This is a genomic window from Solwaraspora sp. WMMB335 (assembly GCF_049179075.1).
In the GTDB taxonomy this organism is placed as follows: Bacteria; Actinomycetota; Actinomycetes; order Mycobacteriales; family Micromonosporaceae; genus Micromonospora_E.
In genome coordinates this window covers 5,277,195-5,303,155 of the sequence record NZ_JBMHMF010000001.1, presented here as the reverse complement: position 1 = coordinate 5,303,155, position 25,961 = coordinate 5,277,195, and the positions used below count along the sequence as shown (strand labels likewise).

Here is a 25,961-nt window from a genome sequence, read left to right as displayed (position 1 = left end):
AGCCTGTCGAAAGCAAACGAAGGCAAACGCAAGATCATTGCGAAGCCAGGTTGCTCGCGGGGATTCCGCAGCGTGACCGACAGGAGCGAGGATGACTGTGCCGACCCGGATCCGGCGCCCACCCATCCGGTTGCGGTCCGCGCCGCCGCTGGATCCACCGTTCACCGACGAGGCTGTCCAGTTCGGTATCGACCCTGGCGGACAACTCGCCTTGGACCTGACCGGCGGCGCGGCCCGGCCCGGGGCCGGGCGCGGCGGGGCAGGTCAGCATCTGGTGCTCGCCGCGCTGCCCCCGGACGCGCTGGCCGGGGCGTCGCCGCAAGCCCGGCAGGCGGCACATCGGTTCCTGGCCGCGACGGTCGAGATAATCAACGGGTTTCGCCCGGTCGGACATGTCCGCCGGCTCGCCGATCCCGCGCATGCCCAGACGATCTGCGGGCAACTGGCCATCGCGGTGGACCGGGCACGAGGTCTTGGTCGGCCAACTGGTGTGGTCCGGGGCACCCGTGGTCCGCGTCGCGACGCGCCGACCACGCGCAACGGTCCTCCGGTCCGCGCCGCTGGCTCCCCGACCCGCGCTGACGGCTCCCCGACCCGGGCTGACGGCTCGCCGATCACCGGCAGCGGTCGGCAGCGGGCAACCGAACTGCTCCGGGTACGCCAGATACGGATCTGCGAACCGACGCACGGTGTCGTGGAGACGGCCGCGGTGCTCGGCACCGGCAGCCGCAGCTGGGCGCTCGCGTTCCGGTTGGAACGCCGCGCCAGCGCCTGGCTGAGCACGGCGGTCCAGGTGTTGTGACTGCCCGCAGGACTCAGCCGGCGTTGGGAGCGCCGTGGCAGCGCTTGTACTTCTTGCCCGATCCGCAGGGGCAGGGCGCGTTACGCGACGGCCCGTTGCTGACCGCCTGCCCGGGGGCGGCGCGGCGACCACCGGCCGGGGCCGGCCCGGCGGTCGCCGGGCGGGCCGGCGCGGCAGCCCGGCCGCCACCCTGGTTGTTGTTGCGCGCCGGCTGCTGGACCCCGACCCCCAGGGCCGGTGCCTGCTGAACCTGTACGCCGCCGTCGGTGCCGGCGGCACCGTCGATGGTCGGCGAGACGTACTGCAGCCCCTGCGGACGTGGCCCGGCCCCGAGGCCCTTGGCCCGTACCTGGACCGGTGCGCCGCCGTCGGGCACCGGGATCCGGGCACCGCCCTGGCCGGCCGGTGCCGCAGCCGGCTCCGGCTGCTGCACCTGGACCTCGACGTTGAACAGGAAGCCGACGGTCTCTTCCTTGATACCGTCCATCATGGTGGCGAACATGGCGTAGCCCTCGCGCTGGTACTCGACCAGCGGGTCCCGCTGGGCGTACGCGCGCAGGCTGATGCCTTCCTTGAGATAGTCCATCTCGTACAGGTGTTCGCGCCATTTGCGGTCGATCACCTGCAGCAGGACCATCCGCTCCAGCTGCCGCAATGCGTCGGCGCTGAGCTCCTCCTCCCGCTGCTGGTACGCCGAGTGCGCGTCCTCCAGCAGTCGTACCCGCAGGAAGTCGGCGTCGACGCCGCTGCGCTCGCCGCCGGCCTCCTCGATCAGCTCCTCCACGGTGATCTGCACCGGGTACAGCTGCTTGAGGCTGGACCAGAGCTGGTCGAAGTCCCAGTCCTCGGCGTAGCCCTCGGCGGTCGCCCCATCGACGTAGGCGCCGACCACATCGTCGATCATCTTGGTGATCTGGCCGTGCAGGTCCTCGCCGTTGAGCACCCGCAGCCGCTCCGCGTAGACGACCTGGCGCTGCTTGTTGAGCACCTCGTCGTACTTGAGGACGTTCTTGCGCGTCTCGGCGTTCTGGCCTTCGATCTGCGCCTGCGCGTTCTTGATCTGCCGGGTCACCATCTTGGACTCGATCGGCACGTCTTCGGGGATGTTGAAGCGCTCCATCACCGCTTCGACGGCCCCGGCCCGGAACCGGCGCATCAGCTCGTCCTGCAACGACAGGTAGAACCGCGACTCGCCCGGGTCGCCCTGGCGGCCGGACCGACCGCGGAGCTGGTTGTCGATGCGTCGGGACTCGTGCCGCTCGGTACCGAGCACGTACAACCCACCGACCGAGGAAACCTCCTCCGCCTCGGCGGAGCAGGCCTGCTTGACCTGCGGCATGACCTCTTCGAGCGCCTTGGCGTACTCCTCGGCGTGTTCCTGTGGGTCGAGCCCGCGCTGGCGCAGCTGGGCCGCGGCCAGGTATTCCGGGTTACCGCCGAGCAGGATGTCGGTGCCCCGGCCGGCCATGTTGGTCGCCACCGTCACCGCACCCCTACGTCCGGCCTGGGCGATGATCTCGGCTTCCTTGGCGTGGAACTTCGCGTTGAGCACGGCGTGCGGGATGCCACGGCGGCGCAGCAGCTGGGACAGGATCTCGGAGTTCTCCACCGACACCGTGCCGACCAGCACCGGCTGGCCGAGCGCGTGCCGCTCGGCGATGTCCTCGACGACCGCGTTGAACTTCGCCTTCTCGGTCTTGTAGATGACGTCCGCCCGGTCGACCCGGACCATGTCCCGGTGGGTCGGGATGGTCACCACGCCGACGTTGTAGACCTTGTTGAACTCACCGGCCTCGGTCTGGGCGGTACCGGTCATTCCGGCGAGCTTGTCGTAGAGGCGGAAGTAGTTCTGCAGCGTGATGGTGGCGAGGGTCTGGTTCTCCTGCTTGATCTCGACGCCTTCCTTGGCCTCGATCGCCTGGTGCATACCCTCGTTGTAGCGGCGACCGTGCAGGATGCGGCCGGTGAACTCGTCGACGATCAACACCTCGCCGTCGTTGACGATGTAGTCCTTGTCCCGCTTGTAGAGCTCCTTGGCCTTGATGGCGTTGTTCAGGTAGCCGACCAGCGGGGTGTTCACCGATTCGTACAGATTGTCGATGCCGAGCCGGTCCTCGACCTTGGCCACACCACGCTCGGTGACCGCCACGGTGCGCTTGGCATAGTCGATCTCGTAGTCGCCCTCGCCGTCCTTGCCGGCCTGCATCCGCTTGACCACGGCGGCGAACTCGCCGTACCAGCGGGCGGAGTGCTCCGCCGGGCCGGAGATGATCAGCGGTGTCCGGGCTTCGTCGATCAGGATCGAGTCGACCTCGTCGACGATGGCGAAGTTGTGCCCACGCTGCACCAGGTCGTTTTTTGACCAGGCCATGTTGTCGCGCAGGTAGTCGAAGCCGAACTCGTTGTTGGTGCCGTAGGTGATGTCCGCCTGGTACGCGGTCCGGTGCTCGGCGGACGGCCGGTTGGGCAGGATCACCCCGACGGTGAGGCCGAGGAACTCGTGTACCCGCCCCATCCAGGCCGCGTCGCGCTCGGCCAGGTAGTCGTTGACCGTGACGATGTGCACGCCCTTGCCGGACAGTGCGTTGAGATAGGCCGGCAGCACCGAGGTGAGCGTCTTGCCCTCACCGGTCTTCATCTCGGCGATGTTGCCGAAGTGCAACGCCGCGCCGCCCATGACCTGCACGTCGTAGTGCCGCTGACCGAGCACCCGCGACGCGGCCTCCCGGGCGGTGGCGAACGCCTCCGGCAGCAGGTCGTCGAGGGACTCGCCGTCGGCGTACCGCTGGCGGTACTGGTCGGTCAGCTCGCGCAGCTCCGCGTCGGTGAGGTCGACGTAGTCGTCCTCGATCGAGTTGACGGCCGCGGCGACCGCCTTGAGCCGGCGCAACATGCGGCCCTCGCCTGCGCGGAGGACCTTCTCCAGAATCGACACGGATCAACGCTCCCCTAGACGGTGTGCGTTCCCCATCGTAGGCGCATCGACTGCGTTACCGGCAGTCGCGGCCGGCTTCCCAGCGGGAGGATTACCGGCAAAAGGGATGAAGCAGCCCAGCACTCACCGGGCATGACAGTTATGCCCTGCGCGAAAGCTGCGCCAGGATGGCCCGGTGGACCAGGATTGCCGGGTGAAACCTGTCGAGATCGTCGAAGCCGGCGTACGGCTGCGATTGTTCCTGCCCGACGACGCACCGGCCGTCGTGGACGGCTGCAACGACCCGCTGACCCAGCATTTCATTCCCGGAATGCCCTGCCCGTACACCGCCGGACACGCGATGCGATGGATCACCGAGGGCGTCGCCGCCGCCTGGTCCGCCGGCGGTGCGGCGTGGGCGGTCGCCGACGTCGCCTCGAACGAACTGCTCGGCTGTGTCGGGTTGAGCCGTCCGGTACCCGAGCGCGGTCAGATCGAGGTCGGCTACTGGGTCGTGCCCCGGGCCCGTGGCAAAGGAGCGGCCACGGCGGCCACCGTCGCGGCCACCGGGCACGCGCTGCGCTGCGGGTTCGGCCGGGTCGAGCTGCTCACCGACGCCACCAACACGGTCAGTCAGCGGGTGGCGCTGGCCGCCGGCTTCACCCATGAAGGGGTACGCCGCGGCGCCGCCAGCCGACCCGGTCAGTCGCCGACCACGCAGCGGGACGACCTGGCGGTGTGGGCCAGGGTGGCCGGCGACCCACCCGGTCCGACTCCACGAGTGCTGCCGGACCTGCCCGGCGGGCAGCTGTCCGACGGCGTGGTACGGCTACGCCCACTCGGGCCGGACGACGCCGATTTCGCGTACCGCCTGCAGACGCTGCCCGACGTCGTGGCGACCTCGGTCCCGCCGGTGACGCCGACCCGGTCCTCGATCGCGTCGCGGTGCGCCGAAGCACCGGGCAAGTGGCTGACCGGCCGCCGGATGGACGTGGTCATCTGTGACGCGGTCACCGGTACCCCGGCCGGGCAACTGGGCCTGCACTACTCGAGCCCGGAGATCGGGGAGGCAACGTTCGGCTACTCGTTGCTGCCGCGGTGGCGCGGACGCGGCTACACCTCCCGGGCGGTGCGGCTGCTCGCCCGGTGGCTCTTCGACAACACCACCATCGCCCGGCTGCTCGCCGGCACGCTGCCCACGAACACCGCCTCGCAGCGGGTACTGCAGCGCGCCGGGTTCCACAACGAAGGGCGGCAACGGGCGCAACTGCCCGGTCCGGACGGCGTCCGCGACGACAGCATCCAGTACTCCCTGCTGCCGACCGATCTCGACGACAGGTGAGCGCGCCGGTCTCGGCCACACCGGGCACCGCCGGCACCCTCGGTCAGTGGCGGGTGCCGGCGGCTCTGGTCGACCCAAAGAATCAACGTCAAGTAGTTGTTGGCTCACCTAGCGCAATAACGCCGTAATCGTAGCCCTTGCGGCGGTAGACCACGCTCGGCCGGCCGGATTCCTTGTCCAGGAACAGATAGAAGTCGTGTCCGACCAGTTCCATCTGGAACAGCGCGTCGTCGATCGTCATCGGATCACCCGGGTGTTCCTTCTCCCGGACGATGTGCCACGGCTGGTCGTCCTGCTCGTCGTACTGGAAATCCTGCTCGTCGTGGGCAGAATCACGCTGGTCATGGGTGAAATCCTGGGCCGCGCGGTCAAGTACCGCCACGGACGTCGAGGCTTCCTCCGGCACGGTTGGCGGAAGCGGTGCGAAGCCGTTCAGGCCGGCGGTCGGCAGCCCGGCGGTCGCCTCGGCGACCGACACCGGCGCATGCCGGCCGCGGTGTACCCGGCGCCGGTCGGCGGCGCGGCGCAGCCTGGTGTTGAGCTTGCTGATACCGGCGTCCAGCGCACTGTAGAAGTCCTTGGCGCAGGCCTCCGCCCGGATCACCGGGCCGCGCGAGAGGCAGGTGAGTTCCACCCGCTGGCAGTGGTCCGACTGGCGGGGATTGCGCTCATGGAACAACTCGACGTCAACGCGGATCAGCTTGTGGTCGTACCGTTCGACCTTGGCCAACTTCTCGGCTACATGGGCCCGATAGTGATCGGGAACCTCGACGTTGCGGCCTTTCACCACGATGTCCACGCGTGACCTCCCTAAACGATCGAGACGATCGGTTGAACGAGACGATCGGTTGGAATGTGATTTCGGGACCGGCCGGTGCGCCAGGACTGTCGCGGCATCGACCGGTCGGGTCGGGTTTCGCACCTCCCTCCGGGACGCCTAACGACGGCGGCTGCGGCAGTTGTTCAACCACCGCTCATACCCCCGATGTGCACACGCTAACCCGCTGACGGCCGCACGTCACCAGTTCTGGCAAGACCGGTCCGCGTAGATTTCCCCATCGCGAAAGAACCCTGGTAGCGGGCTACCAGTCCCGCTCACTACCGGTGACGACGGCGTGTCGCGGCAAGTACGGCGACAGCCTGCACCGGCACTCCTGCCGTACTGAGCAGGCGACTGACGGTCGACAGCGTGGCACCGGTGGTGATGATGTCGTCGACCACGACTACGCACCGTCGCGGATCGCGATCACGGCCAATGTCAAGTCCGACCCGCCGACGCGCGAAGGCGCCCTCGGCCGCCGCGAACCGCCCGTCGCTGTCCAGCGCGGACGAGTCCGGCCGGGGACGGGCCCGCAGCGGCTTCGCCACCGCGACCGGCCGGCCGGTGGAACGCAGCTCGGCCACGGCGTGGCGGAGCAGCCGGGCCAGATGGTCGCCGTGCCGGGCCCGGACCGCGGCAGCCGTCGTCGGCACCGGGACCAGCAGCACCGGCCGGTCCGGTCCAGCGGCGGCGGCTACCGTACGCCCCAGCAACCGACCCAGCGGGCGGGCCAGTCCGTGCCGGCCCCGTTCCTTGTACGCCAGCAGCAACTGGCGCAGCACCCCGTCGTACGCCCCGAGCGCCACGCACCGGGGCAGCCCGGCCGGAGCGGGCTGCGGACGGACCTCGTGCGCCCGCAACCGCTGGACGGACGCCACGCAGGTTTCGCACACGCCGTAGCGCAGCCGGGTCCGGCCCGCCGCGCAACCGGCGCACTCCGTCGGCAGCACGAGATCGGCCAGCGCGGCCCAGGTGTCCGCGGCCCAGGTGTCGCCGAGCACGGCGGTCAGTACAGGAAGAAGGGTGCGGAGAGGTTACCGGCCGGAGCTTCCGGCTCCGCCTCGACGGCGGCCGGATCCACCCCTTCCACCTCTTCCAACCGGATCTGCTCGCTCGGCTCGAACAGGTCGTACGCGATGCCGTTGGCGACGTACATCCGGGCACCGACCGAGCCGCCGCTGACCGGGTTGGCCGGGTATCCCGCCAGGTGGGTCACGCTCGCGCCGCCGAGGTCCCGGGGCGAACTGGTCTCGATGGCCCCGTCCACCGTCACGTCGTACAACGTGACCCGGCCGTCCGGGTTCGTACCGGCTGCCACCAGCAACGTCTCCGCCACCCAGTCCACCTGCGCGATGTCGGACAGCGACGTCGGCACCCGTCGCGGCGGCGACACCTCGACCTGCTCGCCTCGGCTCAGTGCCGCGACGTACAACTCTCCGGCGACCACCAGGGCGATCCGGTGACCGTCCGGTGCCACCCCGACCGAGTCCACCGCGCCGTCGAGGCCGGGCAGCGTCACCGGCTCGATCGCCGTGCTGCCCGCCCGGAACGAATGCAGCATCCCGTCCGCGACGACCAGGCCGACGTCGTTGGGGGCCTTGAGCCACACCGGTCGGCCGATCGTGTCGAAGGCGGTGGAGATCGTGTCGAAGCTGCTGCCGGCGGCCGTCGCGGAGCCGACGACCAGCCGCTGCCGGCCTTCACGGGCGACGGCGAGAGCCGCGTACGTGGTGCCACCGGCACGGGTGAATCCGGCCGTCCGGACGTCCTTGTTGATGTCCTCGGTGAGCACCGGGACCGCTTCCCCGGCACGCGCCGAACTGCGCAGCCGGTGCACCCGTCCCTCGTACACGACGAACCGCTCGGGCGTCTCCAGCAACGCCTGGGTGCTGTTCATGGCGAGCAGGTCGGCGCCCCGGTAGACCTGCGGGCTCTGCCCCTGGATGGTCAACTCCAGATCGTTGCCGAAGTCCGGCCACAGCGACCACATCAGCTGGGCGGCCAACCGGTCGAGCTGACGTGGATCGTTCGACGGCATGGCCTCCGCGGTCAGCGTGACCTTGACCCGGTCACCGGTGTCCGGCACGTTGCCGCCCGAACGGGTCCCGCTGGGCAGCGCCTGGACGGCCGGCGCGATCCAGGTCGACGGACCGCTGATCAACGACTCGAGCAGGACGGTGCGCTGGCGCTCGCGCGGCACCGCCACCGGCAGGTAGCGTAGATCCGGCACGAGGGCCCGCTGGCTGGTGTCCCAGAAGTAGATCGTGCGCTGCCAGTAGAACGTCTTCAACGCTTCCTCGCTGAGCAGCAGCACCTGCGGCGGGTTGAGGATGAACTTACCTTGCTCCCCACCGACCCCGCCGACCTGGAACGTGTACTCGGTGAACTCGGAGGCCTGCGCCGGCAGGGGTTCCAGCGCACCGTTCGGGCGCAGCAGCCCCACCTGCTGGACGCTGAGCGCGACCTCGTCGACGCCGGCTTCGGCGCGGGTGATCTGCGGGCGTTCCCGCAGCCGCACCACGGTCAGCACGACCTCGGGATTGGGCTCCTTGACGTCCGCCCGATGCTGTGGCGCCACGAACTCGCGGACCTGCTCCACCGCCCGCTCCGCCTCGACCGCGGCGGCCTGCAGGAAGTTGAGCACGAACGTCTCGGTGTTGTTGCGTTCGTCGAGCCGCGACGCCGGCGTCTGCGCGCCTTCGCCGCCACTCGGCAGTCCCGGTGCCGGACCCTGCCCGTCCACCCGCACATCGGTGTTCTCCGGGATGCCGCAGCCACCCAGCAGCACGACGGTGGCGAGCACCGCAATCACGACCGACCAGCGCAGCCGGGACGGACTCATTTCCGGGCTCCCGCCGCCGCCGGATCACCGGCAGCCTGTTCAGGCACTGTCGCCAGCGGCGCGACGACCGACTGCGGTTCACCAGCCGGCGCGACAGCCGACTGCGAACCATCGGCCGGAAGATCCTCCGGCATCAGCCGCAGCGGGGAGGACACCAGCCGGTCACCGGCACGGGCCGGCAACGTGAGCCGGAACTGGGCGCCCTGCCCCGGCGCACCCCACGCCTCCAACCAGCCACCGTGCAGTCGGGCGTCCTCCAAGCTGATCGACAGACCGAGCCCGGTCCCACCGGTCTGCCGCGCCCGGGACGGATCCGCCCGCCAGAAGCGGTTGAACACCAGCTTGTCCTCTCCGGTCCGCAGACCCACCCCGTGATCACGCACGGTGACCGCTACCGCCGTGTCGTCCATGCCGAGCGTGACCACGACCGGCTGGCCCTCACCGTGCTCGACCGCGTTGCCGATCAGGTTGCGCAGCACCCGTTCCACCCGGCGCGGGTCCACCTCGGCGATCACCGGCGTCGACGGCAGCCGCAGATCCACCCGTACGCCGAGTCGCTCGGCCAACCCGTCGAAGCGGTCCACCACCCGCCGGACCACCGGCACCAGGTCGGTCGGCTCCGAGTCCAGTACCGCGAACCCGGCATCGAACCGGCTGATCTCCAGCAGGTCGGTCAACAGGCTCTCGAAGCGGTCCAGTTCCGTCTGCAGCAGCTCGGCGCTGCGCGCGGCCGCCGGGTCGAAGCCGTCGCGCTCGGCGAACAGCAGGTCGGCCGCCATCCGTACGGTGGTCAGCGGGGTGCGCAGCTCGTGCGAGACGTCGGAGGTGAACCGGCGCTGCAACCGGGACATCTCCTCCAGCCGGGTGATCTGCCGCTGCAGGTTGGTGGCCATCTGGTTGAACGAGGCGGCGAGCATCGCCAGATCGTCCTCGCCGTCGACCACCATCCGTTGGTCGAGCAGACCGGCCGACAGCCGCTGCGCGGTGCGCGCCGCCACCCGTACCGGTGTCACCACCAGCCGGGTGACCAACGCGGCCAGCAGGCCGAGGAGCATCACCAGGGCAAGTCCGGTGATCAGCACGGTGGCCCGGATCTGGTTGGCCGCCTGGTCCTGGGTCGTCAACGGGGCCAGGTAGTAGAGCTCCACCTGGCCGAACTTGGTCGGCACCGGGGAGCCGTACACCAGGTACTTCAGCCGGCCCTCGCCGAGATCGCCGGAGCGGATCTGGTGCGCCTGGGCACCGGAACCGACGTGCTGGGCCAGCTCCGGGGTGATCATGCCGCTGACGTCGGCCGCCGGCGAGATGGCCGGCTGGATGAGCGGATAGCTACTCGCCGTCATCACCACGACCACCCCGCCCACCTGGTCCGGCTCGCCGCCGGCCAGGTTCGCCACCGTCTGCTCGAAGGTGACCCGGACCTGCGGGTCGAAGTACTGCGGGTGCACGCTCATCTGCTCGGCGGCGTAGTCCCCGCCGTGCTCCAGCCGGCGCTTGACGTCCTCCCGGGCCCGGTCCAGCAGGATATTGGTGCTCTGCGAGGCCACCATGTACGCGAAGCCACCGACCAGCAGGCCGGAGGCGACCAGGGTGATGGTGACGACCCGCAGCTGCAACGACCGCCGCCACGTCCCCCGGACCACCGTGACCAGCGCCCGGAACCGGGCCAGCGCCAGCTCCCGCGCCGGGCGGGTAGCCCTCAGCGCGCGGGTGCGTAGAACGGTCGCGGTACGGAATCGGCCAGCCACAGTGCAGACCAGGCTAGCCCGTACCCGCCTTGTAGCCCACGCCCCGGACGGTGAGGATGATTTCCGGTCGCTCCGGATCCGGTTCGATCTTGGCGCGCAACCGCTGAACGTGCACGTTGACCAGCCGGGTGTCGGCCGCGTGCCGGTAACCCCACACCTGCTCCAACAGCACCTCGCGGGTGAAGACCTGCCGCGGCTTGCGGGCCAGCGCCACCAGCAGGTCGAACTCCAGCGGGGTCAGCTTGACCTCGTCGCCGTCACGGCTGACCGTGTGGGCGGGCACGTCGATGGTGATCTGGTTGCCTGATGGCCCGATGGTGAGCAGTTCCGGGGCCACGTCCTCACCCCGGCGCAGCCGGGCCCGCATCCGGGCCACCAGTTCCTTGGGCTTGAACGGCTTGACCACGTAGTCGTCGGCACCGGACTCCAGGCCGAGAACCACGTCGACGGTGTCACTCTTCGCGGTCAGCATCACGATCGGGATGCCGGATTCCGACCGGATCGCCCGACAGACGTCGATCCCGCTCATGCCGGGCAGCATCAGGTCGAGCAGCACGATGTCCGGCCGGTTGTCGCGAAACGCGGCGAGCGCCCGCTCGCCGTCCGCCACGAACGACGGCAGGAAGCCCTCGCTGCGCAGCACGATACCCATCATCTCCGCCAGGGCGGGATCGTCATCGACAACCAGCACGCGGGCTCTCATGCGACCAATATTTCATCCCGCCGCGAACCGCACGGCACCGCCACCGCCGGTTGCTCGTCCGGCCCTGGCCGGCCTCCGACGGAACCGCGTGTCACGATGGGATGCTGGCGCCGCATGCGCACCGTCAGTCACCTCCGGCAACACCGTCAACCGCGGCGATCAGGAGTACGCGTGGACCACGCCGGCCCGTCGGACACGAGCGTGGTCGACGCCTGCCCGTCCGACGTACTGCCGCTGCGCCCGCTCACCACCGGCGAACTACTCGACTCGGCGGTCGCGCTGCTGCGCGGCTACGCGCCGGTGCTGCTGCCGGCCGGCGCGCTCGGCGCCCTCGCCGAACAGTTGGTGCTGCTTCCGCTGCGTACGGCCGCCGGCGTCAGCCCGCCGGCCTACCTGCCCACCTGGCACCGGCTCGACATCTACTGGCTTCTGCTCGCTACCGGGGCCGCCTGCGAGATGGTGCTGATCGCGTTGCTCGGCGGGCTCGCCTCCCGGGCGGCCGGCGCGGCGGCGCTGGGCCACCGGCTGCCCGCGCACCGGCTGCTCGACCCTCGGGGCAGCCGGTGCGCGGCCGTCGTGCTCGTCGCCGGTGCCGGCGGGGTCGTCATGTTCAGCGCGGCGCTGGCCGGCCCGGTGTGGTTCGTGGCGTACGCGGTGCTCGGACTCGCCGTCCCGGCGCTGGTGCTCGACCGGGTGCCGGTGTGGCAGTCGCTGTCCCGGTCCACCGCGCTCGCCTGCCGGGCCGGCCTACGCGCCGGGCTGATCCGGATCCTCGGCTACCTGGTCTGGCTGGCGGTGCGGGCCGGTCTCGGGTTCGGTGCGCTGACGCTGCTGGAAGCGGGATCACTCGACGGGCAGGCGAGGTGGCTCGCGGCGGCGAGCCTGGTCGGCTGGACCGCGATCAACGCCATCGCCTATCCGGCGCTCGCTTGTCTGGATGCCCTGCTGCACGTGGAGACCAGGATCCGCACCGAAGGTCTGGACATCCGGCTGCGTCGGGCCCGCACGTCGGGCAGCCGTCGCACGGCAGATCAGCTGGTGCCCAGCAGATGACGGCCGAGGTCAGCCGCTGGTGGACCGAGCTCGTGGCGACGGTCGGCGATCTGGTGCCGCTGCCACTGGCTCTGCTGCTGTTGGTGAGCGGCGCCGGGCTGATCGGCGCCGGCTGGTACTGGTGGCCACGCTGGTGGTCGCGGTGGCCACGCTGGTGGTCACTACCGCGGTTGCGGTGGTGGCCAGCCCGATCGTTTCCCAGCCTCTGGGGGCGGCCCAGCCCTTGGGGGCGTCCCAGCCTTCGGGGGCCCAACCTCTGGTGGCGGGCGTTGGCACGCCGCTGGCAACGGTGGCGGGATCGTCGCCGGCGGCAGCGGGTCGGGACGAAGAACCGGCCAAGCGCGGCGGCGCGCACCGCCGCGCCGGCCGGCGACCCACCGGGCGTCGACCCGCCGGACGGCAACGGGACGGACCAGAGGATCGCGGGTAGCGCCGGCGACGAGCTCGCCGACCTGCTGGCCGCGCAGGGTCGGTACGCCGAGGCGGTTCGTGAGCGTCTGCGGGGGATCCTGCGGGAGATCACCGAACACGGCCTGGCCGCCAACCAGCCCGGCCGGACCACCACCGAATTGACCGACGCCGCTGCCCGAGTGGTGCCCGGCGCCCGCCCCGCCCTGGTAGAGGCCGATCGGCTCCACGCCGACCTGTGGTACGGACAGCGGCCCGCCCAAGCCGTCCACGACCGGCGGATGCAGGAACTCACCAAGCTGTTGCGACACGCGTTGGCCAGTCGTGATCCGCGCGCCGGCTCGCCCGAAGTTGGACAGCCCGATGGGACGGCGGCGACACGGTGGTGACCGCCAGGCGCGACCGTCGGCGGCGCTGGCTACGGCTGGCAATCCCGTTCGCGGTGGTCGGCGCGCTGCTCACCGGCACGGCCGTGGCGTACCAGCTGGCGCATCCGGATCCCACCCGGCCCGGCTTCCTGTCGCCGGCCAACGCCGGCCACGACGGCGGCAGCGAACTCGCCGCGGCCTTGCGCGAGCGGGCCATAGCGGTACGGACGGCCAACCGCACCGCGGACGCCCTTACCGCCGCCCGGCAGGGACCGACCACCGTCTTCGTCCCCGCCCCGACTCTCATCCACCGTGACTACCTGCAGGTCTTCGCGCGGCTGCCGGCGACCACCCGGATATTGCTGGTCGATCCGCCAGCCCGGCAGCTGCACGGTAACCCGGTGCCGGTGGTACCCGCCGCCCGACGGTGGGCGGCCACCGCCAGTGGCCCCGGCGAGCGGGGACAGCCCTGTCGGCTGTCCGAGGTGGCCACGGTCGGGCCGGCGGCGACGGTACGGCAGCGGTACGTGGCACCGCCGGAGACGGACCCGGACCGGTTCCACCTCTGCTACGACGCGGGCCTGGCCCGGGTCCTGTGGGGACAGGTGGAGCTGGTCGTGGCCGGTGCCAGCGACCCGTTCCGCAACGATCGGATCGACGAGCACCGCAACGTCCGGTTCGCCACCGCCCTGCTCGGTACCCGTCCGCAGGTGGTTTGGCTGGACCTCGACGGACCGGACACGCCGCCGGTGGTCCCCGGCCAGCCGGTGCGGCCGGGAGAGCCGTCGGCCTCCCACGGGCCGACCACGAGCCCGGGGCCCGGTTCGGATTCCGCGTCCGGGCCACAGCTGCCCGGCGGATCAGTTCAGCGTGAACAGCGCGAACAGGCGGCCCCGGATCGAGCGCCGAACCGATTGTTGGCAGCGTTCCCGGCATGGTTTTGGGCGCTGTTGGCGCAGCTCGCCGTCGCGGCCCTCGCGCTGGCGATGTGGCGAGCCCGTCGGCTGGGACCGCCGGTCGCCGAACCTCTGCCGGTGACGGTGGCGGCGGCGGAGACCGTACTCGGTCGCGCAAGCCTCTACCGCCGGGCGCGAGCCCGCGAACCGGCCGCACGGATCCTGCGTACCGCCACGCTGGACCGGCTCGCCCGGCGGCTCGGCCTGCCGACCGAGGCGCACGCGGCCGACGTGGTCCGGGCCGTGGCGAAACGCAGCGGCCGGCCACGTGATCACATCGACATGCTGTTGTACGGTCCACCGCCGAGCACCGATGCCGAGCTGCTCCACCTGACACAGCAGCTGGCTACCCTGACCGGCACCGGTCAGCCGTCCGCCGGTCAGCCGTCCGCCGGTCAGCCGTCCGTCGGGCCGACAGCCGCCGGGTTGCCGGCGCCCCGTAGCCCATCAGCGAGCGAAGGAGAACAGCGGTGAGCCAACCCGACACGGTCGGCCGGCCGACCGTGACAGCCGGCGACGACGACGCCCGGGCCGCGTTGCACCGGCTGCGGCTCGAGGTCGGCAAGGTCGTGGTCGGCCAGGACGCGGTGGTGACCGGCCTGCTGATCGCCCTGCTCTGCCGCGGGCACGTGCTGCTCGAAGGCGGCCCCGGGGTGGCCAAGACGCTGCTGGTCCGGACGTTCGCCGAAGCGCTCGACCTGGACGCCAAGCGCCTGCAGTTCACTCCCGACCTGATGCCCGGCGACGTCACCGGCTCGCTCGTGTTCGACCCGCGTACCGCGGCTTTCACCTTCCGGGAAGGCCCGGTCTTCACCAACCTGCTGCTCGCCGACGAGATCAACCGGACCCCGCCCAAGACGCAGTCCGCGTTGCTGGAGGTGATGGAGGAGCGCCAGGTCTCGGTGGAAGGCAGCCGCCGGGCGCTGCCGGTGCCGTTCATCGTGGCCGCGACGCAGAACCCGATCGAGTACGAAGGCACCTATCCGCTGCCCGAGGCGCAGCTCGACCGGTTCCTGCTGAAGCTGACCGTGCCGCTGCCGAGCCGGGACGAGGAACTCGGCGTCCTACGCGCCCATCATGGCGGATTCGATCCGAGCGATCTGGGCGCGGCCGGCGTACGCCCGGTGGCCGGCGTGGCCGATCTCGACGCGGCCCGGGCGGCCACCGGGCGGGTGCGGGTCAGCGAAGAGGTCTTCGGCTACATCGTGGACCTGGGTCGGGCCACCCGGACCTCGCCCGCGCTCCAGCTCGGTGCCTCGCCGCGGGGCACCACCGCGCTGTTGGGCACCGCGAAGGCCTGGGCGTGGCTCGGCGGACGCGAATACGTCACCCCGGACGACGTCAAGGCGGTCACCCGGGCCACTCTGCGCCACCGCGTACGGTTGCGGCCCGAGGCCGAACTGGAAGGGATCACCGCGGACGGGGTGCTCGACGCGGTGCTGACCACCGTACCGGCGCCGCGCTAGCCGGCCGGCGGGTAGCGATGGTGACCTGGCGCGTAGCCGCCCTGCTCTGTCTGGGTGCGGCCACCCTGCCCTGGTGGCCGCAGCCGTGGTTGGGGCTGATCGTGGTGACCGGCACGGTGGTCGCGCTCGCCTCGGTCGACGTGGCCATGGCCGCCCCGCTCCGGGACCTCGCCCTGCGCCGCGACGGCGACCGGACCTGCTGGCTCGGTGGCTCGGCAACGGTGACGCTGCGGCTACGCAACGGCTCGCGGCGTCAGTTGCGCGCCCAGCTCCGCGATGCCTGGCCACCGTCGGCCACCGCCCGCCCCGGCGCCGACCCCGTCGTCCCGTCCGGCCCCGGCCCTCGCGCCCATGCCTCGTCGTCCGGCCCGGTGCCGGTCGCCGGGGTGGTCTGGCACGTCGACCTGGCCCCTGGCGAGACCGCTGCGCTACCGGCCGTGCTCACCCCCACCCGGCACGGGGACCGGTTGGCCGGCCCGGTCGGTGTCCGCTCCTTCGGCCCGCTGCGGCTGGCGTTCCGGCAGCACCACCAGCGGCCGGCCACACCGCGATGGACGCTGCGGGTACTCCCGCGATTCGACTCCCGGCGACTGCTGCCGGAGAAGGTGGCACGGCTACGGGTCATTGACGGGATGCGGGCGGCCCGGGGACGGGGGCAGGGCACCGAGTTCGACAACCTGCGCGAGTACGTCGTCGGCGACGACGTACGGTCGATCGATTGGCGGGCCAGCGCCCGGCGGACCGACCTGCTGGTGCGGACCTGGCGCCCGGAACGCGACCGGCGGGTGGTCGTGGTCCTGGACACCGGCCGGACGGCGGCGGTTCGCATCGGCGACCAGACCCGGCTGGACGTGGCGATCGACGCCGGGTTGCTGCTCGCCTCGCTGGCGCACCGCGCCGGCGACCAGGTGGATCTGCTGGCCGTCGACGCCACGGTCCGGGCGGCGGTCGCCGGCGCGGGCCGCCAGGTTCTCCTGCCACGGCTGGTCGACGCGCTGGCTCCGCTGCAGCCGACGCTGGTGGAGACGGATTTCGAGCTCGTCGCCGGGGAGGTGCTGCGCCGGGAACGCAAGCGTGCGCTGGTGGTGCTCTGCACCGCGTTGGAGCCGGGTGCCCTCGGTGACGGGCTGCTACCGGTGCTACCCCGGCTCGCCGCCCGTCATCAGGTGGTGGTGGCCGCCGTTCGGGATCCGGCCTTGACGGACCTGACCACCACTCCGGTGCGCGAGATCGACGACGTGTACGCGGCCGCGGCGGCGTGGCGCACCATCACCGAGCGCGATCGGGTAGCTGCGGCGCTGAGCCGTCACGGCGTGCTCGTGATGGACGCGCCGGCACCCGCGTTCGCCAGCCGACTCGCCGACATCTACCTGCATCTGAAACTCCTCGGCCGTCTCTGACTCCGCCACCTCGACCGCCCCACACCGGGGACTGCCGGGTGTGGTGCGGGCCCGGAGTCTGCTCGGCCGCGCCGATCTTGGAGGCAAAGGGGCGGCGGGAGCCGAGGGCGAGGACGTACCACAGGAAGGCAAGCCAGGCCACGGCGCCGATCGACACTCGCAGCCAGGCCGGCAACGGCGCCGGAGTCACGAAGGCCTCGATCAGCCCGGCCACCGCGAACAACACGACCAGGCCGAGCGCGACCACCACACCCGACAACCCGGCCTCGGCCACTGCCTGACCACGCCGCAGGTGCACCGGCGGTGAGATCCACGCCCCGCCGATGCGCAGCCCGACCCCGGCCGCGATGAACACCCCGGTGAGTTCGAGCAGGCCGTGCGGCGTGACCAGGCCGAAGAACACGTCGGCGCGGTCATAGGCGATCATGATCCCGCCGGTCACCCCGAGATTGAGCGCATTGACCCAGAGCAGGTAGAGGACCGGGAGCACGAGTACGCCCGCGGCCAGGCACTGCGCGGCCAGCCAGGCGTTGTGTGTGACCAACTGCGCGGCGAAGTTCCCGGGGGCGTACCGGGTGTAGTAGCCGGCGAAGCTCGACTCGGCCAACTCGGCCGCCGCTTCCTGCCCGATCAGCAGCCGGGCCCGGTCCGGATGCTCCGCTACCCAGTACATGAGGAAGCCGGTCAACGTACAGAACCCGACCGCGACCGCACCCCACCACGGCGCGGCCCGGAACACCGCCTGAGGAAACTCGACCGTGCAGAACCTGCCGACGCGCGTCCAGGAGAACAACGCCCGCCCGCCGACGAGCCGGGACCGGGCAGCCAGCACGAGCCGGGACAGCCGGGCCACCAGGGCCGGATCCGGTGACCGGCTGCGGACGACCGACAGGTGGGTGGCGGCGCGCTGATAGAGCGCGACCAACTCGTCGACTTCCGCCGCGGACAGTCGCCAGCCACGTACCAGCTGCTCAAGCCGACGCCACTGCGGTTCGTGCTCGGCCACGTACGCATCGAGGTCCACCGCCACCTCCCGACCCATAGTGTTCACTGGCAGGGTGAGCGGGCGGACATCCGGGGGCACCACGCTGGTCAGCGGCGAGGCCGTCGAGGTCGAGGTACGTCTGGCCCGGGTCGGCTCCCGGGTCCTCGCCCTGCTGATCGACCTGCTGGTCCAGGGGCTGCTCGCGTTGTTCCTGGTGCTCCTCGCCGGGTCCACGCTGGCCGCCGTGCGCACCTCGGTCGAGGTGGACGAGGCTCTCGGCCAGGCCCTGCTCACCATCGGGGCGGTCCTGGTCCTGGTCGGTTACCCGGTGGCGTGCGAGACGCTGGGCAACGGCCGCACCGCGGGCAAGCTGGCGGTCGGGATCCGGGTGGTTCGCGACGACGGCACCCGGCTGCGGTTGCGGCATGCGCTGGCCCGGAGTCTGGTCGGGGTAGCGGCCGAATGGCCGGGCCTGCTGATGCCTCCGCTGACCTGGCTGGCCAGCCTGGTCACCATGCTGGCGACCAGCAACGGCAAGCGGTTGGGCGATCTGGCGGCCGGCACGATCGTGATTCACGACCGTACGCCGGCGTCTTGGGGTTGGGTGCCCGGCATGCCACCGGCGCTGGCGGCATGGGCCCGGACGCTCGACCTGACCAGGCTCGACGACGGGCTGGCGCTGTCGGTGCGGCAGTTGCTCGCCCGCGGGCACGGCTTCGTCGAGCCGGCCCGTTCCGAGCTGGTACGGATGCTGGCGGCCGAGGTGGCGCAGGTGACCGCTCCCCCGCCACCGGCCGGCGTACCGGGATGGGCGTACCTGGCGGCGGTCCTGGCCGAGCGACATCGACGGTCGGCGCAGCGGCTCGCCGGGACCCGGGCGCTGACCGCCGCGCTCTGGCCGGAGCTTGCCCGGTTGACCCCTGCCCGCGCCGTGATGAGCCGGGCGACGGGCCACACCCCGGTACGGGCGGCGGCACCGGTGCAAGCGGCGGCACCGGGCCAACGCAGTGTCGACGGGCCGGGGACGACCGGGGCGAGCGGACCCGAGTGGCCACGGGAGAGTTGGCCGCGACCGCCATGGCTGGCGTCGACCGGGGAGCAGCCGGACTGGACCGGCATCCGGCGACCACCGGTAGCCAGCACGCTCACCGGACGTCCGGACCGCTCGACACCCGCCGACGACGACCGGCCAGCCTGACGGCAGCGACGATCGTGCCTGGTCGGGACGGGCCGGATGGGCCGGATGGGCATCGGTTGTGGCAGCATCGGTGCGGTGAAGGCCTTCATTCCGTGGCTGGTCGTACTCGCGATCATCATGTTGCTGAACGCGATCGGTCTGCGTCCCCTGGCCACCGGTCTCGCGGTTGGCTGGCTCGCATACTGCATCTGGACCTGGGTCCGACCGGGTAGCCGATCAGGCAGTCGGCCACCACGCTGACCACCCCGACCGCGACACGCCACGAGTCGGTAATTTCCGGATCAGCTTGACAGCATGGCTACGCACTGCAAATCTACGACTACGTCGCGTCACGTAATCGTCACGCTGACGCGCGGGGGAACCAAACCGGGGGGATACGCGGGGCGGCTGTACGGCGAGCGGAGCGGACGCGCGCCCGGCCGCCCCGCGTGCTGGCTACCCGCCCCACCTGGCCCCACCCACCCGGCGTGCCAGCTACCCGCCTGCTGGTAGGCCCTATCTGCCGGGCCGGCCTTACCGCCTAGCTGCGCAGGTCAAGGTTGACCGAGGCGACATAGGCCTCGCCGGCACCCGACAGCACCAGCGGCGTGTCCCGAGCCGACCCGATCGCGGCGCGTCCCGGCGCGACGGCAACTGCCCCTGCCCCGTCGTCGACCGAGATCCCGCCCCGCAGACAGAGCACCAGACGCGGTCCGGCGGCCGGCAGCGTCACCTGCGGCAGCGCCCCGTCGAGAACCACCTGATGCAGGACGAACTCGGCGGCCGGCACCGGCCAGGTGACGATCCCCTCGGCGACCGGCTCCGGGCGTACCACCGGGTCGTCGAGCACCTCGAAGCGCAACACCCGCAGCAACTCGGCGATGTCGACATGCTTGGGGGTCAACCCGCCGCGCAGCACGTTGTCGCTTGCCGCCATGATCTCCACCCCGGCACCGCACAGGTAGGCGTGCAGGTTTCCGGCCGGCATCCAGATCGCCTCACCGGGTGCCAGGGTGACGTTGTTGAGCAGGAGTGCCACCAGCACGCCCGGATCGGCCGGGTAATGGGCGGCCAGCCTGCGCAACAGGTCGGCGTCGGCGGCGTACTGCGCCGGCAGGTGTTCCGCCGCCGCGACCGCCGCCGCGACCAGCTCGGCACGCTGTGCCGCCGGCCAACCCAGCAGCGTCTCCATCGCGTCACGCAGCCCGCCGGTCCCGGTACGCAGACCCTTCACCACCGGTTCGAGTGCGTCGATCCGCAGCTCGGCGAGCACCGCCGCGGACCGGTCCGCCGGCCGGAACCCGCAGAGCGCGTCGAACGGACCGATCGCGACCAGCAGCTCGGGTTTGTGGTACGGGTCGGCGTAGGTGCGCGGCACGCCGCCTGCCCCGGCACCCGCCGGATCCGCAGCCTTGTCCGCCGCCTGCTGCGCGGCGTAGCGCTCGCGGGCCTGCGCCGCGTCCGGGTGGGCCTGCAACGACAGCGGGGTCTGCGCGGCGAGGATCTTCATCAGGTACGGCAGTCGGTGGTCGAACCTGGCTGCCGTCTGCTCACCGAGCCAGCCGCGCGGATCCTGGCGGATCAGGTCGGCGAGGCTGACCGGCGCCCCGTCCCGCTGCACCGTGGAGGGTGCACCAGGGTGGGCGCCGAGCCACAGCTCCGCCTCCGGGCCGTCAGCCGGCGACCGACGGCCCTGCAGCTGCGCGATGACGGTCCGCGACCCCCAGGCGTAGTCCCGGATCTGGCTGGTCAGCAGTTCCAACCGGCACCCCTCAGCTGAGGTCCATCGGCACCCTTGTCAGCCGGTGGACAGTTCCTTCATCTCGCTGACCGCCGGGACCGCCATCGGATCGAGATGGTGGGCCAGCGCGAGGTAGACCGAGGCGAAGTCGGGGACCGCGATCAGCGACGCGAGCCGCTCCAGCGCCGAGCCGCCCTCGGCGGTGATGGTGTCGCACCGTACGCCGCGCCGGTCCGCCAACTCCTCCACCGCGTCCGCCCGCCGTTCCTCGACCGCGAGTGGCTCGTCGGCCTCGTCCTCCGGGTTCAGCCCGCCGTCACGCAACAGCACCAGCCGCAGCCTGGTCGGCGTCTCCACCTCGTCCTCCGGGTCGGCGAAGATGTCCCGACCGGACTCACCGAGCCCGCCGAAGACGCCGTCGAGCAGCCCGACCCGGCCCCGGCCGGCCTCGCCGAGCGCGCCGGTGACCACCGGGTATCGCGCGTTGGTGGACAGCGTGTCGCCGAACCGACGGGCGGCCACCGCCGCGACCGGCGACGACCCCCAGACGATCGGCACCGACCCGGCCAGGCCCATCGCGAGGGTCTTCGCCGGGTTGACGAAGGACTCGGCGGCCGGACGGCAACGTTCCGCGTCCGCGTCCAACCGGGCCGCCGTCTCCGCCAGATCCGCCTCGTTGACCTTCACCAGGCCCAGCGCCCGGGCGGCGAGCAGCACCGGCACGGTCAGCGCCCACAGACTGGCCCTGGCCGGGGCGCGGCGTGGCACCGGAATGAACGGGGCACGTACCCCTTCGGCGACCGACTGCAGTTGCGAGTCGGGCGCACCGACGGCGACCAGCCGGGCACCGCGCCGGGCGGCCGCCTGCGCCGCGCCGAGCGCCTCCGGGCTGCGTCCGGAGGCGCTGACCGCGATGACGACGTCGGCGGCACCGACCCAGCCGGGCACGCCGGCGCTGCGATGCGCGATGACCGGCACCGGGCAGCGCGGACCGGCCACCGTGGCCAGCACGTCACCGGTACGCCCGGCGGTGCCGATACCGGCGATGACCACCGCCCGGGGCCGGCCCTCATCACTGAGCACCCCGAGGTTGGCCTCGGCGGTCAGCGCCGCCGCCTCGCGCACCTGCGCGCCGGCGGAGGCGGTGAACCGCAGCATGCCGCCGGGGTCGGCGTCGGAGAGCGCGTCCGCGTCGTCGAGCAGAGACTCGTCGGCGAGACGCCGGCCCACCACCCCCGATGCCCCGTCGATCGGCACGGCCGCCATCAGTTGTCCTTGCCGGGGCCGCCACGGGCCTCGTCCAGCAACAGCACCGGGATGCCGTCACGGACCTCGAACACCCGCGAGCACTCGGAGCAGGCGAGCGTCTGCACCGCCGCGTCGTAGGTCAGCGGGGTGTGATGGGTGTCCGGGCAGGCCAGGATCTCCAGCAGTTGCGAATCCAGGGCCATCAGGCGGCTCCTTCCAGTCCGGGGGTCCGGCGCGGTGGTGCCCGTACCGGCCCGCGAAGATCCTATCCGCGCGCGGCGCCGGCTGCCGTTGCTAGCCCTGGACCAGTGCGAGCACCTTGTCACGCAGCTCGACCATCCGCTCGGTGCTTGGTGCCTCCACATTGAGCCGCAGCAACGGCTCCGTGTTGGAGGCCCGCAGGTTGATCCAGGCGCCGTCGTCGAACCGGACCGTCAACCCGTCCAACTCGTCGGTGTCCGCACCGGCGTACGCGGCCTTCACCTCGGCCAGCTTGGCCTGCTGGTCGGTGACCGTCGAGTTGATCTCGCCGGAGGCGACGTAGCGTTCGTACTCATGGGCCAGCTCGGACAGTGGCTTGTCCTGCTCGCCCAGCGCGGCCAGCATGTGCATCGCGGCCAACATGCCGGTGTCGGCGAACCAGAAGTCCCGGAAGTAGTAGTGTGCCGAGTGTTCGCCGCCGAAGACCGCGTTGGTGCGGGCCATCTCGGCCTTGATGAAGGAGTGGCCGACCCGGGCCCGCACCGGCTCGCCGCCGTTCTCCCGGACGATCTCCGGTACGGCGCTGGAGGTGATCAGGTTGTGGATGACCACTTCGCCCGGATGCTTGGCCAGCTCCCGGGTGGCGACCAGGGCGGTGATCGCCGACGGGGAGACCGGCTCGCCGCGCTCGTCGACGACGAAGCAGCGGTCGGCGTCACCGTCGAACGCCAGCCCCAGGTCGGCGTTGTGCTCGCGGACGGCTTTCTGCAGGTCGACGATGTTCTCCGGGTTCAGCGGGTTGGCCTCGTGGTTGGGGAAGGAGCCGTCCAGCTCGAAGTACATCGGCACGATCGTCAGCGGCAGCGCCGGCAGTACACTGTCGCCGAGTACGGCGGGCACGGTGTAGCCGCCCATCCCGTTGCCGGCGTCGACGACCACCTTCAGCGGCCGGATCCGCGCCAGATCGACGAGGGTACGCAGGTGTGCGGCGTAGTCGGCGAGCAGTTCATGACGCTCGATCCGCCGCTCACCGGTCGGCACGTCCCCGCTGTCCAGCAGCGCCTGCGCCCGGTCGCGGATCTCGGTCAACCCGGAGTCCTGCCCGATCGGTGCCGCCCCGGCCCGGCACATCTTGATGCCGTTGTACTGCGCCGGGTTGTGGCTGGCGGTGAACATCGCGCCGGGCAGGTCCAGCGCGCCGGAGGCGTAGTAGAGCAGGTCGGTCGAGGCCAGCCCGCCGTGCAGCACCTCGGCGCCGACGGCGTTGGCGCCGGCGGCGAAGGCTTCGGCGAGCGCCGGGGAGGACTCCCGCATGTCGTGGGCGATGACGATCCGGTCGGCTTTGTCGCCGCGCTCGGTCAGCACCTGCACGAACGCGGTGCCGATAGCCCGGGCGACCGCCTCGTTGAGCTGGTCGGGAGTGGTACCACGGACGTCGTAGGCCTTGACGATTTTGGACAAGTCAGACAAGGTCTCGCTCCTCAGCCGGGCTGATGCCAACACGAGTGAGGGTAACGGAGCGTCGGGCAGCGCTCTCGGCCAAGGCAGGCGGTCCATCCTCCAGCCGTACGATGTTCATCCTGCTGCCGTACAGGCAGTCCGTCCGGCACCGGTTGCGAGACGATTCCCGCTGGTCAGCGCCGGATTCGGGGCAGCAGCATGGTCGCCCCACCGTCCCCACCGGAACCGTTGCCGCCACCGGAGCCCGGTTGTCCCGGCGAGCCCGAGCGGCCCAACCGGCTCGGCCGCCCCCGGCGGATCAGCAGCACCAGCAGAGCGACGCCGATGGCGACCATGCCGATTCCGGCGGCCATCACCCCGGTGCCGATCCCGGACCCGTCGTCGGAACCGGGCCCGCCGCCGGTGCCGGCCGCGGCCAGCAGGTCCTGGTCCGGCGCCGCGAGCGCCGGTGCCTCGCTCGGCTGCGGGGTAGCCGCGGCCGGCTCCGGAGTCGGCTCCTCGCTCGGCGACGGGGTCGGCGGGCCTGGCTGGTAGGTGCCAGCGAGCCGGCCGGTGACCTTCTTCGCCCCGGCCGCCCGGCCGAGCAGTTCACCGCCGGCGGTGTACGCCTCACCGACGATGTTCGCGGTGCCGGCCGGCGCACCGGCCAGGAACGCCATCCGGTAGCGGACCGAACGGCTCTTGCCCTTGCACAACTCGTCCTTTTCCGGCGCGGTGCGGTCGGTGAGCAGCAGTCCACCGCCGTCGGCCCAGATCGGCACGCTCACCCAGTCGTCGTCGATGCGGGCCTGCACCGCCACCAGGTCCGGGGTGGCGCCGGGCAGCCGGATCGCCAGCGAGGTCCGCACCGCCACGCACCCGTCGGTGCGTTTGGTGACCTTGACCGTGATCCCGCCGGCCGTCTCCCCGGCGTTGAACCTGCCCGGCAGACTGATCTGCACCCGCTCGTCCTGGGCGTACGCCGGGGACGCGGCGAACGCCGCCGCGCCGCCGGTCAGCACGAGCACCATCGTCAGCCGGGCCGCCGTACGCCGTACCGACATGTCAGCCTCGCCTCCCGCGCCGCCGGCACCCGCGCCTCGGACGCCGCCGCGCGACAGGCTACCCGCCGTCGGCTGAGGCCGCGATCAGTGCCGGAAGCCGGTGCCGCGCGCTGCGGTGACGAATCGGGCGAAGTCGGTCGCGGCGAAGACGAGCACCGGGCTGGCCGGATCCTTGGAGTCGCGCACGCCGACGAGCCGGTCGGCGACGGCGACTTCGACACAGCTGCCGTTGCCGCCGCTGCGGCTGCTCTTGCGCCACCTCGCGCCGGTGAAGTCTGCTCTGGACATCGCGCGTCTCCTTGTCCGCTCCGCGTCAGCTCGGCCCGGGTCATCGGCTCCGGGTCAGCTCAGCCCGTCGGCGATCTCGGCGATGAACGCCCGGCTGTCGTCGCAGCCGAGCGCGTCGGCCCGCAGGTCGTCGAAGACAAGGTTATAGCGGTCCACGCCGGCCGGCTTCTCCACGTAGAGGTCACCGGCCTCGTTCTCGACGTAGACGACGTCGGCGTCGGCGGTCTCCGGGAAGGTCAGCACGGTGAACGGTCCGGTGATGCAGGCGGAGGCACCGCGGCTGAAGGGCAGGACCTGCAGTCGTACGGTCGACAGCGCGGCCGTTTCGACGAGCTGACGCAGTTGCCGGTGCATCAGCTCCGGCCCGCCGACCACCCGGCGCAGCACGGCCTCGTCGAGGACGGCCCACAGCCGCACCGGATCCGTGTCACGGGTCAACACCCGTTGCCGGGCCATCCGTACGCCGACCTTCTCCTCGATCACCTCGGTGCTGTGACCGGGCAGCGTCTTGCCGATGACGGTCCGGGCGTACTCCTCGGTCTGCACCAGTCCGGGTAGGACGGAGGGCTCGAACCAACGCAGCTCGGCGGCGTCGTTCTCCAGAGCGATCAGCGTGGAATACTCCCAGGTGAGGCGCTCGCTGTACTCCTGCCACCAGCCGGTCTCCTGGGCCTGGCGGGCGAGGGCGACCAGCCGCTGCCGCTCGGGGCCCTGCACGCCGTAGACGTCGAGTAGCTCGTGGACGGTGCCGGGAGAGATCCGGACCCGGGCCGTCTCGATCCGGCTGATCCGGGCGGACGAGCACCGGACCTCGGCGGCGACCTGCTCGGCGAGCAGGCCGGACGCCTCCCGCAGGGCACGCAGTTCGCGGCCGAGCTGCCGGCGACGCACCGTCGGCGGCGATCCGACGACCATCAGACACCTCCCATTGGTTGATGCATGGACATCAGTCTCACTCACGTATGGTGCAATGTCAGCCACCAATTGTTCAGATA

21 protein-coding genes and 1 pseudogene are annotated in these 25,961 nt (G+C 71.5%); 8 read left to right on the top strand and 14 right to left on the bottom strand.

Going from position 1 to position 25,961, the window contains the following annotated elements; genetic code table 11:
- Positions 1–91: 91 nt before the first annotated feature.
- Entirely contained in the window at positions 92–802 is a 711-nt protein-coding gene (locus tag ACN27F_RS23120) for an Rv3235 family protein (RefSeq protein ID WP_421436792.1), read from the top strand.
- 13 nt (positions 803–815) lie between these two features.
- Here the strand turns inward: ACN27F_RS23120 and secA are convergent, their stop codons facing one another.
- Positions 816–3,737 carry a preprotein translocase subunit SecA gene (secA, locus tag ACN27F_RS23115; RefSeq protein WP_421436790.1) on the bottom strand — a complete coding sequence of 974 codons (2,922 nt, stop codon included), beginning with the start codon at positions 3,735–3,737 and terminating at the stop codon, positions 816–818.
- Between the two features lie 193 nt (positions 3,738–3,930).
- Between secA and ACN27F_RS23110 the strand changes: the two genes are divergently transcribed.
- Positions 3,931–5,058 carry a GNAT family N-acetyltransferase gene (locus ACN27F_RS23110; protein ID WP_421436787.1) on the top strand — a complete coding sequence of 376 codons (1,128 nt, stop codon included), beginning with the start codon at positions 3,931–3,933 and terminating at the stop codon, positions 5,056–5,058.
- An 88-nt stretch (positions 5,059–5,146) separates the two neighbouring features.
- Here ACN27F_RS23110 and hpf read toward each other — a convergent pair whose 3' ends face one another.
- The 5 genes from hpf to mtrA all read right to left on the bottom strand — a co-directional run bounded on the left by hpf (position 5,147) and on the right by mtrA (position 11,171).
- Positions 5,147–5,857 (bottom strand): ribosome hibernation-promoting factor, HPF/YfiA family, encoded by a 711-nt coding sequence (gene hpf, locus ACN27F_RS23105; RefSeq protein ID WP_421436785.1) that lies wholly within the window; start codon positions 5,855–5,857, stop codon positions 5,147–5,149.
- A 299-nt stretch (positions 5,858–6,156) separates the two neighbouring features.
- Positions 6,157–6,879 carry a ComF family protein gene (locus tag ACN27F_RS23100; protein ID WP_421436783.1) on the bottom strand — a complete coding sequence of 241 codons (723 nt, stop codon included), beginning with the start codon at positions 6,877–6,879 and terminating at the stop codon, positions 6,157–6,159.
- A gap of 5 nt (positions 6,880–6,884) precedes the next feature.
- Entirely contained in the window at positions 6,885–8,720 is a 1,836-nt protein-coding gene (locus ACN27F_RS23095; RefSeq protein ID WP_421436781.1) for an LpqB family beta-propeller domain-containing protein, read from the bottom strand.
- Entirely contained in the window at positions 8,717–10,390 is a 1,674-nt protein-coding gene (gene mtrB, locus ACN27F_RS23090) for an MtrAB system histidine kinase MtrB (protein WP_421440407.1), read from the bottom strand. Before mtrB ends, ACN27F_RS23095 begins: the two co-directional genes overlap by 4 nt.
- Before the next feature lie 91 nt (positions 10,391–10,481).
- Positions 10,482–11,171 (bottom strand): MtrAB system response regulator MtrA, encoded by a 690-nt coding sequence (gene mtrA, locus ACN27F_RS23085; RefSeq protein WP_421436778.1) that lies wholly within the window; start codon positions 11,169–11,171, stop codon positions 10,482–10,484.
- A gap of 171 nt (positions 11,172–11,342) precedes the next feature.
- On the opposite strand from mtrA, the gene ACN27F_RS23080 reads away from it, so the two are divergent.
- From ACN27F_RS23080 to ACN27F_RS23060, 5 genes are read left to right on the top strand one after another with little or no spacing between them, the layout of a single operon-like run.
- Positions 11,343–12,224 carry a hypothetical protein gene (locus ACN27F_RS23080; RefSeq protein ID WP_421436775.1) on the top strand — a complete coding sequence of 294 codons (882 nt, stop codon included), beginning with the start codon at positions 11,343–11,345 and terminating at the stop codon, positions 12,222–12,224.
- On the top strand, positions 12,221–13,021 hold the full coding sequence (locus tag ACN27F_RS23075) for a DUF4129 domain-containing protein (protein ID WP_421436773.1): 801 nt from the start codon (positions 12,221–12,223) through the stop codon (positions 13,019–13,021). Before ACN27F_RS23080 ends, ACN27F_RS23075 begins: the two co-directional genes overlap by 4 nt.
- Positions 13,018–14,430, top strand: a complete 1,413-nt coding sequence (locus tag ACN27F_RS23070; RefSeq protein ID WP_421436771.1) for a DUF4350 domain-containing protein — start codon at positions 13,018–13,020, stop codon at positions 14,428–14,430. The genes ACN27F_RS23075 and ACN27F_RS23070 overlap by 4 nt, the downstream gene beginning before the upstream one ends.
- Entirely contained in the window at positions 14,427–15,422 is a 996-nt protein-coding gene (locus ACN27F_RS23065; protein WP_421436769.1) for an AAA family ATPase, read from the top strand. The genes ACN27F_RS23070 and ACN27F_RS23065 overlap by 4 nt, the downstream gene beginning before the upstream one ends.
- A gap of 17 nt (positions 15,423–15,439) precedes the next feature.
- Positions 15,440–16,822 carry a DUF58 domain-containing protein gene (locus ACN27F_RS23060; RefSeq protein ID WP_421436767.1) on the top strand — a complete coding sequence of 461 codons (1,383 nt, stop codon included), beginning with the start codon at positions 15,440–15,442 and terminating at the stop codon, positions 16,820–16,822.
- Between the two features lie 193 nt (positions 16,823–17,015).
- Here ACN27F_RS23060 and ACN27F_RS23055 read toward each other — a convergent pair.
- Positions 17,016–17,864: pseudogene (locus ACN27F_RS23055) on the bottom strand (stage II sporulation protein M); the annotation flags it as partial.
- Between the two features lie 16 nt (positions 17,865–17,880).
- Here ACN27F_RS23055 and ACN27F_RS23050 point away from each other — a divergent pair.
- A complete protein-coding gene (locus tag ACN27F_RS23050; RefSeq protein ID WP_421436764.1) occupies positions 17,881–19,005 on the top strand; it encodes an RDD family protein in 1,125 nt (374 codons plus the stop codon).
- A 520-nt stretch (positions 19,006–19,525) separates the two neighbouring features.
- Here the strand turns inward: ACN27F_RS23050 and manA are convergent.
- The 7 genes from manA to ACN27F_RS23015 all read right to left on the bottom strand — a co-directional run bounded on the left by manA (position 19,526) and on the right by ACN27F_RS23015 (position 25,881).
- On the bottom strand, positions 19,526–20,746 hold the full coding sequence (manA, locus tag ACN27F_RS23045; RefSeq protein ID WP_421436762.1) for a mannose-6-phosphate isomerase, class I: 1,221 nt from the start codon (positions 20,744–20,746) through the stop codon (positions 19,526–19,528).
- A 36-nt stretch (positions 20,747–20,782) separates the two neighbouring features.
- Positions 20,783–21,991 carry an SIS domain-containing protein gene (locus ACN27F_RS23040; protein WP_421436760.1) on the bottom strand — a complete coding sequence of 403 codons (1,209 nt, stop codon included), beginning with the start codon at positions 21,989–21,991 and terminating at the stop codon, positions 20,783–20,785.
- Positions 21,991–22,176 carry a Trm112 family protein gene (locus ACN27F_RS23035; protein ID WP_421436758.1) on the bottom strand — a complete coding sequence of 62 codons (186 nt, stop codon included), beginning with the start codon at positions 22,174–22,176 and terminating at the stop codon, positions 21,991–21,993. The genes ACN27F_RS23040 and ACN27F_RS23035 overlap by 1 nt, the downstream gene beginning before the upstream one ends.
- 91 nt (positions 22,177–22,267) lie before the next feature.
- On the bottom strand, positions 22,268–23,644 hold the full coding sequence (locus tag ACN27F_RS23030; protein ID WP_421436756.1) for a phosphomannomutase/phosphoglucomutase: 1,377 nt from the start codon (positions 23,642–23,644) through the stop codon (positions 22,268–22,270).
- Between the two features lie 164 nt (positions 23,645–23,808).
- A complete protein-coding gene (locus ACN27F_RS23025; protein WP_421436754.1) occupies positions 23,809–24,678 on the bottom strand; it encodes a hypothetical protein in 870 nt (289 codons plus the stop codon).
- A gap of 84 nt (positions 24,679–24,762) precedes the next feature.
- The gene (locus ACN27F_RS23020) at positions 24,763–24,966 is read right to left on the bottom strand and encodes a DUF397 domain-containing protein (RefSeq protein WP_421436751.1); all 204 of its coding nucleotides are present in this window, start codon (positions 24,964–24,966) and stop codon (positions 24,763–24,765) included.
- Positions 24,967–25,020: 54 nt separating this feature from the next.
- Complete coding sequence (locus tag ACN27F_RS23015) at positions 25,021–25,881, bottom strand: helix-turn-helix domain-containing protein (protein WP_421436748.1); 861 nt, start codon at positions 25,879–25,881, stop codon at positions 25,021–25,023.
- Positions 25,882–25,961 lie beyond the last annotated feature (80 nt).

Bases quoted from the DNA above. Each gene is read 5' to 3' on its own strand.
- ACN27F_RS23120 (WP_421436792.1), top strand. From the start codon at position 92: ATGACTGTGCCGACCCGGATCCGGCGCCCACCCATCCGGTTGCGGTCC.
- ACN27F_RS23095 (WP_421436781.1), bottom strand. From the start codon at position 8,720: ATGAGTCCGTCCCGGCTGCGCTGGTCGGTCGTGATTGCGGTGCTCGCC.
- mtrA (WP_421436778.1), bottom strand. From the start codon at position 11,171: ATGAGAGCCCGCGTGCTGGTTGTCGATGACGATCCCGCCCTGGCGGAG.
- ACN27F_RS23075 (WP_421436773.1), top strand. From the start codon at position 12,221: ATGACGGCCGAGGTCAGCCGCTGGTGGACCGAGCTCGTGGCGACGGTC.
- ACN27F_RS23060 (WP_421436767.1), top strand. From the start codon at position 15,440: ATGGTGACCTGGCGCGTAGCCGCCCTGCTCTGTCTGGGTGCGGCCACC.
- ACN27F_RS23040 (WP_421436760.1), bottom strand. From the start codon at position 21,991: ATGGCGGCCGTGCCGATCGACGGGGCATCGGGGGTGGTGGGCCGGCGT.
- ACN27F_RS23035 (WP_421436758.1), bottom strand. From the start codon at position 22,176: ATGGCCCTGGATTCGCAACTGCTGGAGATCCTGGCCTGCCCGGACACC.
- ACN27F_RS23025 (WP_421436754.1), bottom strand. From the start codon at position 24,678: ATGTCGGTACGGCGTACGGCGGCCCGGCTGACGATGGTGCTCGTGCTG.
- ACN27F_RS23020 (WP_421436751.1), bottom strand. From the start codon at position 24,966: ATGTCCAGAGCAGACTTCACCGGCGCGAGGTGGCGCAAGAGCAGCCGC.
- ACN27F_RS23015 (WP_421436748.1), bottom strand. From the start codon at position 25,881: ATGGTCGTCGGATCGCCGCCGACGGTGCGTCGCCGGCAGCTCGGCCGC.